This window comes from Arcicella gelida, from assembly GCF_034931025.1.
In the GTDB taxonomy this organism is placed as follows: Bacteria; Bacteroidota; Bacteroidia; order Cytophagales; family Spirosomataceae; genus Arcicella; species Arcicella gelida.
Map to the genome: position 1 here is coordinate 1 of NZ_JAYGIL010000012.1, position 13,485 is coordinate 13,485.

Below are 13,485 nucleotides of genomic sequence, written 5' to 3' on the forward strand. Positions count from 1 at the left end.
AGAGAAGTTAAGCCCAGTTCCGTTGATGATACTGCAATCACATGCGGGAAAGTAAATAAACCCCAAAAATATTAATGAAAAACCCTTAATAATTAATTATTAAGGGTTTTTTGCTTTTAAAATTATGTGAAAGATAATCTTAAAAGGTATTTCTAAAGATATACCTTTTAAGATTCTTCATTTCTCTATAACCAAGATGGCTTAAACTTATTTAGTATATTTTTAATTTTTTTTATGTATCTTTTAGATTCTCCTATTGATTTAAAGTTTTTCCATTCTGTTTGTTTCAAATAGAAATAGAAAATTTTCTTGAATTCTTCGCTGTAATTATAGGCTTTGTAAATGGGTTTTCTTTCTACAAAATGTATTAAATAGGGTGTTTCATTAGGAGAAATCGTCGAAAAATGATTCCAGAGAGGACTTAATTCAAGCCATTGATTGGCTAAAATTACATTTAATCCATATTGATCTGGATAATTTGCAAATTTTTTATTGCTATCTATGCAGTCAATGATTTTTTCTGTTATGTTTAAGGCTCTCCATTTTTTTGTATTCATCAGAATCAATCCTGTATTAAAGTAACGAGTCTTACCAGACAAGCCTAACTCATCATGATTTAAAACACCTCCCCAGCTATTGTCAAATGTAATAATTCTAGGGTCTAATACTGAGGCAATTACATATTTTTCGAGGTCATTTTCAAACAAGGTCGCAACATCTTTTAATACAATCATATCAACATCTAAATATAATACTCTTTCTATTTCTTCTGGAATGAAATATGGGATGAAAAGACGCATATAAATATTTAAAGGATAGGAGCTTCTGTCTAATGGCAACTTCATTCCTTCTGGAATTACGCTATTCATTTCTTTCCAAACGAGCGTAGTAATGTTGGTATCAATTGATTTTTGAAGTTTCAATTTATTATTACTACTAACATTATCTTCAATAATATAAATGGTAATAGTATGACCTTCTGAAAGATTTGCTTCAATTGATTTTATGAGTGCTGCCAATAATATGATATAATGATTATCACTAGCAACAACTATATTTAATGGCTTCATTGGAATTTGCTTTTATTTTCAATATATTCACTATTTGGCTATTGGCTGAAAATCAGATAGTTATCTATTTAAAACATCTCTATATATATCTAATACTTGATTTGCTGTTTTTTCCCAAGAAAATTGAGCTGCCCTTTCAATGCCATAAGCAATTGTCTTAGCTCTTAATTCTGTGTTGTTTAATACAGAAACAATCATATCAGCAATTTCTTCAGGTTGAGTTGGATCTATTAATATCGCATCTTTTCCTGCAACTTCAGGCATGGCAGAAGTATTACTTGTAATAACAGGTATTCCACAACCCATTGCTTCAAGAATTGGAATGCCAAAGCTTTCTCGTAAGGATGGATATAGAAATAATTGAGCTAATCTGTAAAGGTTTGGAAGCTCTTGATTAGGAATATAGCCTGTCAACATTATATTGTTCATCAAATGCTCATTGTTTTGAGTTTTCAAAATAGAAAGTAAATGTTCTTTCCCAAAGTCAGGCATTACTAATGTAAAATCAAGTTGACCTCGTTGATGAAGTATTCCTATTGATTTTAATACATTTGGAAGATTCTTCTTTGGGTCAGTATTACCTAAGAACAAAATAAATTTATCAGGTAAATTCATTTTTTCTTTAAAAGCTTTTAATTCTTGGGCTGTTGCATTAGGAGTGAAATGTTTTCCACAGGCATTATAAACTGTTTTTACACGACTTTCAGGAATTTTTAGCCCTTCAATAATCCTTTCTCTTTCATAATCACTAACTGTAATTATCATTTCTGCTTTTTGAGCAATTCTTGGAACATTCCAACGGCGATATAAATTTCCGAAACGTTGGTAATATGTTCCTTCGGTAATCATCCATTTTTCTAAGTAGATAATATCGTGAATAGTTACAACTAAAGGGATTTTAGTAGAAATTGGAGCAGTATTACTTGTACAATGAAGTAAATCTACTTTATCATTTTTGTATGATTCTGGAAGAATTTTTTGTTCCCATACTGGGTAAGAAGCGGCTTTTGAAATTTGTAGCTTCATATTATCACTTGGGAGCAGGGCATTCATATCGGCATCTGGCTGTGCGTAAACGAAATATTCATCAGAAGTATTCATTTTTTGAAGCTCACGTAGTACTTCAAGGACAACAATATCCATTCCATGTTTTTTCTTACGAAAAATTCTTTGTGCTTCTATTCCTATTCGCATTTGCCTAATGATTTTATGATTTTGTGTTACGGTATGGAATTCCGTGCTACTTATTTATCGTAAATGTCTTTTGAAGTATTACTAAAGTTCCAAATTAAACCTTTCCAAAATGCTTTTAGATGTTCCCAATCTCCTTTTGTTACATAGCCAAGTAAGTTTTTAGGAACAGCGACTAAGAAATAATATAGAAACATTAATATACGTTGCGGACCAAAAGTATTTCTTCTTAAATAAAGTAAACGGTTTCGGCTGTAATAATAAGTTTTTAATGTTGAGCCTTTTCCTGTACTGATAGATTCTTTATGCCAAATTTTACTTGCGGGTTCATACCAAATTGAATACCCAGCCCTTACGAATCTTTCACAATAATCCATTTCTTCATAATATAAAAAGAATAAAACAGCCATGAAACCAACTTTTTCGAAAGCCGTTCTTGAAAATAGCATTGCTGCTCCATGAGCTCTGGAAGTAGGCATGGCTTTGTCGTGTTGACCTTTATCTTTTTCTAAATATCCAATAGAAAAACCTCGTCCTGTGATAGGATTAATAGGAGAAAAACCTGCAAATTGGATAGTATCTGGTTCGTCGAAGTATAAAATTTTGGGACAAACAACACCAATTTTAGGGTCTGTTTGGAATCTAGCAATAAGTGGCTCTAAGAAACCAGGATCAACTTCGGTATCATTATTAAGTAAAAAAAGGTACTCACCTGTTGCTGCTTCAATACCACGATTATTTCCACCAGCAAAACCAAGGTTTTCACCTGTTTCAATATATTTTATCCAAGGAAAATCTACAGGAAGCTGATGACCTAATTCTTTGTTACTATTATCAACAACAATTACTTCAATAGAAGGATAAGTGATTTTTTCTAGTGAACGTAACAAATCGGAGGTAACAGCTGTACCGTTAAAATTGATAGTAATAATAGAAACTTTTGGTAGATGATTTGCCATAATCAGTCATTTGCTTTTCAACTTACTTTTTCCCACTGTTGTGTTACAGCATTATATTGTTTAATTACTTTGGCAGGATTTCCAACTGCAACACTAAATGGAGGTATATTTTTGGTAACAACCGCACCTCCTGCAATTACACTGTGCTTTCCAATTGTCACTCCTGCAGTAATAACTGCATTTGCTCCAATCCAACAATCATCTTCAATCGTAATGGTTGCAGTTGTAACTGGCTGTAAATGAATGGGTTTTGTTGTATCTGTATAAACATGGTTAAGTCCACTCATTACAATATTTTGAGCAAAAATTACATTATTTCCAACTGTAACGGGTCCGATAATTACATTGCCAATACCAACTCTTGAATTATTTCCGATATAAACTGGACCAACACCATTATTAATTGTTGCAAAATCTTCAACGGTACTGAAATCGCCTAAAGTAAAGGGTTGAAAAGGTAAAACATCAACTCTTGTTCTTCGACAAATGACAGAGCCTTTTCCTTTTTTATGAAAGAAAGGATTGATAAACCACTTCACCCAAAGTCTTGGGCGTGCTTGATATTTTGGAATCAAGCACCAATGCACAAACTTTTTTAAAACTGGGCTAGATTTTATGGTTTGAACGATAGACATAAGTAATAATGATGAATTATAAGGGATGGATTATGGTTATATATTATTGATATACAATGATATAGATAAAAATAGACATCGTTTTTACTAAGATGATTTATGTCTAAATTTTATTTAAAAAGATATTTTTTCAAACGAAATATTAATGCTTTTTTCAGTCCACCATCTATTTGAATTCTACGATCACTTGTCCAAACTCGTCCATCATCACCATCTACTGCTGCAATTTTTCCACCAGCTTCTTGTAGTCTTAATGCCATCATTCCATCTTCAGCAGCATGCCCAGCATCGTCACCAGCAATACCACGGAAAGTTCTTTGAACAGCAATATCATAACCATTTACATCAATTCCTTTTTGGCGAATAAAACCGCTATTATAACCCAAAACATTTAAAAAGGGCTGAGTTTTTTCTTTCTTCTTGATAACATAACTACTCATTACTTCATACAAACCATATTGCCAACGTGGAGTATTTGGAGCAGGTAAGAAAGAGTAACTACCATGTACACAATAAACAGGAATATTGGCACCATTTACCAAAGTGTCTGTCATCGCTGTAATCCAACCTGCTGGATATAAAGTATCGCTATCACCTGTAAGAATGTAAGTGCCTTTGGCTGAATGCAGACCATTGGTTCTTGCATGACCAACACCTTGTTTGGTCTCTAAAATGGTTTTTACACCTAATTTTTTTAATAATTCGGCTGTTCCATCGGTAGAATTATTATCAATGACTAATAACTCTACAGGATATTTGGTATTTGTATTGGCAAGCGAAATGAGTGTATGCAAAATACCTTCTTCTTCATTCCAAGCAGGAATTACGACTGAAACGACAGGGTTTTCATTAGAAAATATAGACAATTTTTTCTTAAGTTCTTCAACTTCAGCATCAGAGTATTCGCTAATGCGTAGTGGTTTGCTTAGTATTTGTGTTACCCAAGTTGGTAAAGAAAAATTAATCATAGTCTTTTCAATTTATGAAATAGCAAATCTATTTTCGAGCAATAATTGTATGAATATTGGAAGAGGTTTATTCTGCTCTCTTCACTTTTTCCCAAATGCCAGAAGTTAACCCGTTTTTATATCTGAAATAACCTTTAATGGCGCAATAATTCATGAAAGAGAAGTAAAAAGGAACAAAAAGTATTTTTACTCTAATTTTCTTGTTTTCAAGATAATAGCCAAGGAGTGCTAAAACATAAAAGGCAATTTGAGCAATCATCAAAAGATGATAACTAAAAATATCTAATAATTCAGAGCCTGTGAAAAGTAGAATAGCGTTAACCACTACTAAAAGAGGAAGGCAAAATGGTGCAACCGCCCAACGCATGGCACGATGTGAAACATACTGAAAAGAAAGCAAACCATATTTGAAAATATTCCAAAGGAAGCCAAGGCGAGCAATGGCTTGGAAACCGCCAGCTGCAATCCTGATTTTACGTTTCATTTCATCTTGAATAGAGAAAGATGGTCTTTCACTAGCATAGGCATCAGGTTCATAAATTACTCTGAAACCGTTGGCTGCAATGCGTAAAGAAATGATGAAATCATCAAGAAGTGTATCTTTTTCTACGTGTTCAAATAAATTGGTTCTTACAGCAAATAACTCTCCAGCAGCACCAACTACTGAATACAATTCGGTATCTAGTTTTTTCAGAAAAGATTCATACTTCCAATATAAACCTTCGCCAGCACCCGCTGCTGCTTCTGAGCCTTCTGTTTGAATGCGTTTTTCACCAGCAACAGCACCAACAACAGGATCTTGAAAATGCCTTACAATATTTTTGATTACGAGTTGATTTAACGTAGTATTGGCATCGGTAAAAATTACGATGGGCGTATCAATAGTCTTCATAGCCATATTCATCGCTTCAATTTTACCTCTACGAGTATCTCCACCAATCATTCTTAGGTTTGAGTATTGGTTTTGAAGGGATTCTATATATTCTGAAGTACCATCATTTGAACCTTCAGTAACAAAGAGTACTTCAAATTTATCAGAAGGATAATCTAAACCAAAAGTGTTTTTTACTTTTGCTTCAATGCAAGACATTTCATTGTAGGCAGGAACTACTAAGGTTACTTTTGGTAAGTAATTTGGGTCATTATATTTCTTGAAGGTAAGCCCAAGTATTTTTCTGATTTTTACAAAAATCCAAGCAACGATACCGTAGCCGATATAAGTATAGAAAACAAGCCCTATACAAATCCAAAAGCATAGTTCAAATAGCAATTTCATAGTTTGATGTTTTACAAGGTATCAAAATATTAAGACAACTTGCTTAAGCAGTTCTTCTTGTTTTAAACTATACGTTTTCTGACTGTAAGAGCGCAGGAAATGTCATAAAGAAAATCTTTAAATCATATTTGAAAGAGAAATTGCGAGCATATTCGATGTCTAGTTCTATTCTTTCCTGTTCTGTCATATCTTTTTTGCCTTTACCTCTTTTGGTTACTTGCCAAAGGCCAGTAAGCCCACCAGGCCCAGCAAAACGTTCGATATAATCGTCAGTCGTTAATTTTTCTGCTTCGTACAATGGTAATGGTCTGTTGCCAATCAATGACATATCGCCCAAGAAAATATTAAATAACTGAGGTAATTCGTCGATACTACTATTTCTCAAGAAACGCCCCAATTTGGTAATACGTGGGTCATTTTGGAATTTCATGAAAGCAACTTTCTCTTTCTTTTTGTTTAAGTAAATTTTTTCACAAGTTTCTTCACCATCAAGATAGAGTTTTTGTTGACAAGTACCAATGATAGCACATTCATCACAAAGTCCATCTTTTTTCTTTTCAGTAGCACCTTTTGTATACATATTCAGCGATTCCATGTTTTTAATCAACTGATCTGCATCAGTACGCATGGTTCTGAATTTATAGATTTCAAAGATTTTATAACCAGCACCAACACGTTTAGATTTGTAAACGATAGGACCTTTTGAATCTAATTTGATAAGAATGGAAATAATAATAAGTAGCGGAGAAAGTAATAATAAAGCAAAACCCGTTGAGGCAACGTCAATAAAACGTTTCCAAAAAGGTATTTTTACTTCTAAAATATTAGACTTTGTTTGCTGAGAAGCAACATAGTGGCGACGTTTGATAAAATACTCTAAACGAGTAATTAAATCGCCATTACTGAAGTCTTTTGGATAAATATCATCACCTTTTTTCTCGATGACTTCTTTGATAAGCCCCGGAGTAACGTGGTCGCTGGTAAGCACTACAGGTAAACTCTTTGTCCAATTATCTTTTCGGATAGTCTCTAAAAACTTTAGCCCGCCTAGATTCCTTGCAATAATGATAGCATCTGGGGGATAAGTATTTTTAACAAACTCCAAACATTCGTCGGCATTGTTTAGAACCTTGATATGAAGTTTTTGACCGAATTTTTTTAAAAAATTGACCACAACAAAATCCTCATCTTCAACCAGAATTACTTTGATAGGAAAATCATCCTTTGGTGATGATATAGTCTGTGGGATACTACTCATATTTTAGTGATTTATATAATTCTATATCAAGACTTACACGATTGTTGGAACTGCTTTTTGTCAAGTTTTGAGATAGCAGATGATGAGTAAATCTTTAAATAATTTTCATAAAATGGTTAATGGTATTACTTATTTTACTCGGCGTAAAATAGCTTTTACTTTGGCGTGTACCTCCATCGGATTAAACGGTTTTAACATAAAATCGTCAGCTCCAAGGTTCAAACACTCTATTCTTTCTTTACTTTCATCTGTTCCAGAAAGAATAATGATAGGTAAATTACTGAATAAATTACTTGCACGAACAACTTTTACAAATTCCTTCCCATCCAAATTGGGCATATTAAGGTCAGCAATAATAAAATCTGTATCGTTTCCAGCATCTAACCAGTTCATTCCTTCCATTCCATCATTTTTGACAGTTACATCAAATTCTTTGTTCAAGAAATGCTCTAATACTTTTCTAGTACTTGCTTCATCATCAACGATTAGCAGTTTCAATTTACTGTTGCTCATTATTCTTAGTTCTTGAGTTTTTAGCTTTACTGCGAAAATAAACGAGACTACAATTACTTAGGGATTCTTTTATCATTAATAGATAAAAGGAAGTCATTTTTGTATTAGTTTATTTTATACAATAGTAATCAATTTGAAATCAATAGTTAAATAAATATCGTAAAAAAAAATGATTGAAACACAATAAAGTACAAGATGTTATTATTTCAATATTCTCTCTTAAAGTTAATATCAATTACCTTGCCAAACAAATGTTTTAGTGCTTTTAAACCCTCCAAATCAGATTCTACAAAAAATGGGACATCAAAAATTTTGCACTTATATAAAGAATACTGCTATCCACATTTACTTACTTTTTAAATATAAATATATTGATATAATATTGTTACTTTCCTATTTAGTCTTTTGATTTATGATTTTTTGGACGAAAAATAGTTTGCTTTCAGCATGTTGCTAAAAAAATAGCCTAAAGTTATTAAGCTTGTCATTTAATATCACTCAGGTTTCTGTTTGCTAACAATTTATTAATGATGATAAAAAAAGAATGGGAGGAAACGATTGATACAATCTTTTCCGAACAGTTAAAAAATCAATACAACATTGGGAATACCGATGCTTTTGAAAGAAAAAACAAGTTGAAAAGCTTACTCAATTTGGTACTTCAGTATAGAAAAGATATTCAAAAAGCGATGTTTGAAGATTTCAAAAAATCTCCATCAGAAGTAGATTTAACCGAAATTTATACAGTAACCAACGAAATTAATCATGCTATTAAACATTTAAGTACTTGGATGAAAGCTCATTATGTGCCTAGTCCGATTACACTTTTGGGTACATCTTCTTATATTCATTATGAGCCGAAGGGCATCGTTTTGATTATTTCTCCTTGGAACTTTCCTTTTAATTTAACTTTTGGACCGTTAATTTCTGCCATCGCTGCGGGCAATTGTGTGATGATAAAACCATCAGAACATACGCCAAATTCTACTGCTTTGATGAAGAAAATGTTGGCAGAAATATTCCCAGTAAACGAAGTAGCGGTTTTTGATGGAGATTCAGAAGTGGCAGCGTATATCACGCAATTACCTTTTAATCATATTTTCTTTACAGGAAGCCCTGCTTTGGGAAAAAAAGTAATGAAAGCCGCTGCCGAAAATCTGTGTTCGGTTACTTTAGAATTAGGAGGAAAATCGCCTGTAATTGTGGATGAATCAGCCGATTTAAGCAAATCTGCGAAGAGAATAGCATGGGCTAAGTTCTTGAATAACGGACAAGTATGTATTGCTCCAGATTATGTATATGTGCATGAAAGGGTAAAAGATGAGTTTTTATCATTGTTAAAAGCACAAATCATAGGGTTTTATAGCGAAGAACCAGAGCAGTCTAAAGACTATAGTCGGATTGTAAATCAAACGCATTTTAATCGTTTGAAAAAATATTTACAAGATGCGATTTTGGAAGGGGCAGTGTTAGAAATAGGAGGAGAAACGAATGAAAAAGAGCGTTTTGTTGCACCAACAATTTTGTCGAACGTCAATCTAAAAAGTGCTATAATGCAAGAAGAAATCTTTGGTCCGATTTTACCTTTAATGGTTTACAAAGATTTAAACGAAGTAATTCTGCACATTCAACAGTATGAAAAACCTTTGGCTTTGTATATTTTCAGTAAGCAAGATGAGATAATCAACAAAGTAATTCGTGAAACAAGGGCTGGTGGAACGGTTATCAATCACAATACTTTACATTTCTTTAATAACGAATTGCCATTTGGTGGGTCAAACAATAGTGGCATTGGTAAAGCACATGGGAAATATGGTTTTGAAGCTTTTTCTAATGCTAGAGCTGTGATGAAACAGTGGTCGCCTTTTAGTGCTTTAGATTTATTAATGCCACCTTATAGCAATTTTAAGCAAAGAATTATTGATTTAACGATTCGTTTTTTCTAAAAAACGCCCAAAACATGATTCGTGTTTTGGGCGTTTGATTTTACTTAGAGTATGAAAAAGGGAAATCTACCGCATTTACGCCTCTTTGTTTGTTAGGAGTGGGCGACATTTTAAAATCAATCGTCGCTCCTTGTGTTAATTTTTGGTGACTCAACCAGTTTTTAGAATATGGTAAACCGTTGAATTTTACCGTTTGAATATATTTGTTTTGCTCATTGTTCGCAGGAGCATTTATCGTTATTTTTTTGCCATTTTCAAGCGATAAGGTTACTTTTTTGAACAATGGAGTACCCAAAACATATTGGTCTGTAGCTGGAGTAACAGGATAAAACCCTAAAGCCGAAAACAGATACCAAGCGGAAGTTTGTCCGTTGTCTTCGTCGCCACAATAGCCATCTGGGGTTGGTTGATACATTTTATTCATTACTTCTCTAATCCAGTATTGGGTTTTCCAAGGTTCGCCAGCATAATTATACAAGTAAATCATGTGCTGAATTGGTTGGTTTCCGTGGGCATAATTTCCCATGTTCATAATCTGCATTTCACGGATTTCGTGAATCACAAAACCATAATAAGAATCATCAAAAACTGGCGGAACTACAAAAACAGAATCCAACATTTTGCTAAAACCTTTACTTCCACCCATCAAATTAGAAAGACCGTTGATGTCATGAAAAACACTCCAAGTATAATGCCAGCTATTACCTTCTGTAAAAGCATCGCCCCATTTAAAAGGATTGAAAGGTGTTTGGAAAGTGCCGTCTTGATTTTTTCCACGCATCAATTTCGTACTTGGGTCAAATAGGTTTTTATAGTTTTGTGAACGTTTTGCGAAGCGGTCAATTTCTTCTTGTGGACGTTTTAAAGATTTGGCTAATTGGTAAATACAGAAATCATCATAGGCGTACTCTAACGTTCTGGCAACATTTTCGTTGATTTTTACATCATAAGGAACGTATCCTAATTGATTATAATACTTTACGCCCAACCTTCCGACAGAACTAATTGGCCCTTCGTTTTCACTGTTTTTCACTAAAGCTTGATACAATTTATTGATGTCGAAACCTTTGCCACCTTTCAAGTAAGCATCGGCGATAATTGAAGCCGAATTTGAACCCACCATACAATCACGATGACCCGGACTTGCCCACTCTGGTAAGAAACCACTTTCGTCATAAGTATTGGCTAAACCTTCCATAATTTGTGCATTCAGCGAAGGGAACATTAAATTAAAGAAAGGAAAAACGGCTCTGAAAGTATCCCAAAAACCATTGTCGGTAAACATATATCCGGGTAATACTTTACCATTATAAGGACTATAATGAATTACTTTTCCTTGATTATCAAGCTCATAGAATTTTCTTGGGAATAACATTGTGCGGTACAAACAAGAGTAAAACGTACGAGTTTGTTGGTCGGAGCCTCCTTCTACTTTCAAACGATTTAATGAAGTATTCCAGATTTTTTCAGCTTTTGCTTTTACTTGGTCGAAATTGTCTTGTCCAATTTCTTTCAGGTTGATTTCAGCTTGTTCAAAACTGATGAAAGAAGAAGCTACTTTTGCATTTACTTTTTCGCCTTTTTCAGTAGCAAAATCAATTACTGCTCCTGTGTGATTTTCTTTGATTTCCAGTACATTATCAACTAATTCTTTGCCATTAAAAGTACTTGTGTTGGCGAAAGCTTTATCGAATTGAATCACGAAATAATTCTTGAAATTATCAGGAACACCGCCAGAATTTTTGGTGGTATAACCAATGATTTTTCGTTCATTGGGAATGATTTTGATATAAGAACCTTTGTCTAAAGCATCAATTACGATGTGTGCTTTATCAGTTTTAGGAAAAGTAAAACGTAAAACGGCTGCTCTTTCGGTAGGCGTGATTTCAGTGGTAACGTCGTGGTCGGCCAAATAAACGCTGTAATAATGCGGTTTGGCTACTTCGGTTTTATGCGAAAACCAACTGGCACGGTCATCTTCTTTAAAAACTTTTTTACCAGTAGTTGGCATAATGACGAACTGACCGTAATCATTAATCCAAGGGCTTGGTTGATGTGTCTGTTTAAAACCTCTGATTTTGTCGGCATCATAAGTATAAGCCCAGCCGTCGCCCATTTTTCCAGTTTGTGGCATCCAAAAATTCATTCCCCAAGGCAAAGCAATGGCTGGATAAGTATTACCAGCAGATAAGCTTGGTTTTGAGGCAGTTCCCATCAAAGTATTCACAAAATCGACGGGATGTTCGTTGGATTGACCAATGGAAACAAAGTTGGTTGCTATGAAAAATAAGCAGAGAAAAAATTGTTTAAGCATTTTTATAAATTTTTATGTTGGATAATCCTTTAAAGTTAAGGCTTTGTTTTGTGTATTCTGTTGGTTTTTATGCGTAAAATTCATGTAATTCAAAACCATTTAAGCTTCCTTTATATAAAAATAGTATTATGCTTTTATGATGTTTTTAGCTGATTTGTTTTTTAGAAAGTAGAATTGTTTATTATCGCAGTTTTAAATAGTAATCGACGCTGGTTTCTATTCACAAAACACTACCATAATCCTTTTATTTCATGAAAAAGATACTTTATTTTTTATTATTAATGCTTTCATTTTCAGGGTTTTCACAGAAGAAATCTTCCTCAAAACATCCTAAAAATATTATTTTACTCATCGGCGATGGCATGGGTGCGGCACAAGTTTATGCAGGAATTGTAGCCAACAAAGGGCATTTGAATATCGAAAGAAGTCAGTTTATTGGTTTTCATAAAAACCAAGCAACAGATGATTTTGTGACGGATTCGGGTGCGGGAGCAACGGCTTTGTCAATTGGACAAAAATCATATAATGGTTCAATCGGAGTAGATAGTTTGAAAAAAGCCCAGCCAACAATTTTAGAAATTGCCGAGAAAAATGGTTTAGCAACGGGGTTATTAGCTACTTGTTCCATTACTCATGCTACGCCAGCTTCGTTTATTGCACATCAACCATCCAGAACAATGGTGGAAGAAATTGCTAATGATTTTTTGAAAACCGATGTTGATGTTTTTATTGGCGGTGGCAGAAAACACTTTGCCAAACGCAAAGATGGCAGAAATTTGATAGATAGTTTGAAAGCTAAAAATTACCAAATTGCCAATACCATTGAAGAAGTAGAAAACGTAAAATCAGGGAAATTAGCGGGATTTTTAGCCGATGAAGAGCAAGTAAAAATTTCTGAAGGACGTGGAGAACAATTGTTAAAATCTACCAAAATAGCACTCAACATTTTGAAGCAAAATAAAAAAGGTTTCTTTGTGATGATTGAAGGTTCGCAAATAGATTGGGGCGGACATGCCAATGATACGCAATACATTATCAACGAAATGATTGATTTTGATAAAGCCATTGGAGAAGCTTTTGATTTTGCCGATAAAGATGGAAATACCTTGGTTATCGTTACTGCCGACCATGAAACGGGTGGTTTTTCGTTGATTGATGCAGATAAAGAAGGGCATATTGAAGGGAAATTCACAACGAAAAGTCATACAGGAGTAATGATTCCAGTTTATGCTTATGGCGTTGGTGCAGAAGCTTTTTCGGGAATTTACTTCAACAATCAGATTTTTGATAAAATGTTGAAAGCATTTGATTTTAAGAAGTAATATTTTAAGCCTACATTTCTGTTTATCTAAAAC

Annotated in this window: 11 protein-coding genes; 2 read left to right on the forward strand and 9 right to left on the reverse strand. The window is 33.7% G+C overall.

Annotated features, from left to right (window positions below; genetic code table 11):
• Positions 1 to 185: 185 nt before the first annotated feature.
• The 8 genes from VB776_RS11360 to VB776_RS11395 form a co-directional block, all read right to left on the reverse strand.
• Complete coding sequence (locus VB776_RS11360) at positions 186 to 1,070, reverse strand: glycosyltransferase family 8 protein (RefSeq protein ID WP_323329071.1); 885 nt, start codon at positions 1,068 to 1,070, stop codon at positions 186 to 188.
• A gap of 60 nt (positions 1,071 to 1,130) precedes the next feature.
• On the reverse strand, positions 1,131 to 2,264 hold the full coding sequence (locus tag VB776_RS11365; RefSeq protein ID WP_323329072.1) for a glycosyltransferase family 4 protein: 1,134 nt from the start codon (positions 2,262 to 2,264) through the stop codon (positions 1,131 to 1,133).
• A 50-nt stretch (positions 2,265 to 2,314) separates the two neighbouring features.
• The gene (locus VB776_RS11370) at positions 2,315 to 3,220 is read right to left on the reverse strand and encodes a glycosyltransferase family 2 protein (protein WP_323329074.1); all 906 of its coding nucleotides are present in this window, start codon (positions 3,218 to 3,220) and stop codon (positions 2,315 to 2,317) included.
• A gap of 17 nt (positions 3,221 to 3,237) precedes the next feature.
• On the reverse strand, positions 3,238 to 3,855 hold the full coding sequence (locus VB776_RS11375; RefSeq protein ID WP_323329076.1) for an acyltransferase: 618 nt from the start codon (positions 3,853 to 3,855) through the stop codon (positions 3,238 to 3,240).
• A 110-nt stretch (positions 3,856 to 3,965) separates the two neighbouring features.
• Positions 3,966 to 4,823 (reverse strand): glycosyltransferase family 2 protein, encoded by an 858-nt coding sequence (locus tag VB776_RS11380; RefSeq protein WP_323329078.1) that lies wholly within the window; start codon positions 4,821 to 4,823, stop codon positions 3,966 to 3,968.
• Positions 4,824 to 4,890: 67 nt separating this feature from the next.
• A complete protein-coding gene (locus VB776_RS11385) occupies positions 4,891 to 6,099 on the reverse strand; it encodes a glycosyltransferase family 2 protein (protein WP_323329080.1) in 1,209 nt (402 codons plus the stop codon).
• A 67-nt stretch (positions 6,100 to 6,166) separates the two neighbouring features.
• A complete protein-coding gene (locus VB776_RS11390) occupies positions 6,167 to 7,357 on the reverse strand; it encodes a sugar transferase (RefSeq protein WP_323329082.1) in 1,191 nt (396 codons plus the stop codon).
• A gap of 129 nt (positions 7,358 to 7,486) precedes the next feature.
• Positions 7,487 to 7,870, reverse strand: coding sequence for a response regulator transcription factor (locus tag VB776_RS11395; RefSeq protein WP_184134146.1), 384 nt, complete (start codon positions 7,868 to 7,870; stop codon positions 7,487 to 7,489).
• 527 nt (positions 7,871 to 8,397) lie between these two features.
• Here VB776_RS11395 and VB776_RS11400 point away from each other — a divergent pair.
• The gene (locus VB776_RS11400) at positions 8,398 to 9,816 is read left to right on the forward strand and encodes an aldehyde dehydrogenase family protein (RefSeq protein ID WP_323329084.1); all 1,419 of its coding nucleotides are present in this window, start codon (positions 8,398 to 8,400) and stop codon (positions 9,814 to 9,816) included.
• Positions 9,817 to 9,856: 40 nt separating this feature from the next.
• Here VB776_RS11400 and VB776_RS11405 read toward each other — a convergent pair whose 3' ends face one another.
• The gene (locus tag VB776_RS11405; protein WP_323329086.1) at positions 9,857 to 12,130 is read right to left on the reverse strand and encodes a GH92 family glycosyl hydrolase; all 2,274 of its coding nucleotides are present in this window, start codon (positions 12,128 to 12,130) and stop codon (positions 9,857 to 9,859) included.
• 251 nt (positions 12,131 to 12,381) lie between these two features.
• On the opposite strand from VB776_RS11405, the gene VB776_RS11410 reads away from it, so the two are divergent.
• A complete protein-coding gene (locus VB776_RS11410; protein ID WP_323329088.1) occupies positions 12,382 to 13,452 on the forward strand; it encodes an alkaline phosphatase in 1,071 nt (356 codons plus the stop codon).
• The last annotated feature ends 33 nt before the right edge of the window (positions 13,453 to 13,485 follow it).

Excerpts from the sequence above, each read along its gene's own strand:
- VB776_RS11360 (WP_323329071.1), bottom strand. The coding sequence starts at position 1,070 with ATGAAGCCATTAAATATAGTTGTTGCTAGTGATAATCATTATATCATA.
- VB776_RS11375 (WP_323329076.1), bottom strand. The coding sequence starts at position 3,855 with ATGTCTATCGTTCAAACCATAAAATCTAGCCCAGTTTTAAAAAAGTTT.
- VB776_RS11385 (WP_323329080.1), bottom strand. The coding sequence starts at position 6,099 with ATGAAATTGCTATTTGAACTATGCTTTTGGATTTGTATAGGGCTTGTT.
- VB776_RS11380 (WP_323329078.1), bottom strand. The coding sequence starts at position 4,823 with ATGATTAATTTTTCTTTACCAACTTGGGTAACACAAATACTAAGCAAA.
- VB776_RS11370 (WP_323329074.1), bottom strand. The coding sequence starts at position 3,220 with ATGGCAAATCATCTACCAAAAGTTTCTATTATTACTATCAATTTTAAC.
- VB776_RS11405 (WP_323329086.1), bottom strand. The coding sequence starts at position 12,130 with ATGCTTAAACAATTTTTTCTCTGCTTATTTTTCATAGCAACCAACTTT.
- VB776_RS11390 (WP_323329082.1), bottom strand. The coding sequence starts at position 7,357 with ATGAGTAGTATCCCACAGACTATATCATCACCAAAGGATGATTTTCCT.
- VB776_RS11400 (WP_323329084.1), top strand. The coding sequence starts at position 8,398 with ATGATGATAAAAAAAGAATGGGAGGAAACGATTGATACAATCTTTTCC.
- VB776_RS11410 (WP_323329088.1), top strand. The coding sequence starts at position 12,382 with ATGAAAAAGATACTTTATTTTTTATTATTAATGCTTTCATTTTCAGGG.
- VB776_RS11395 (WP_184134146.1), bottom strand. The coding sequence starts at position 7,870 with ATGAGCAACAGTAAATTGAAACTGCTAATCGTTGATGATGAAGCAAGT.
- VB776_RS11365 (WP_323329072.1), bottom strand. The coding sequence starts at position 2,264 with ATGCGAATAGGAATAGAAGCACAAAGAATTTTTCGTAAGAAAAAACAT.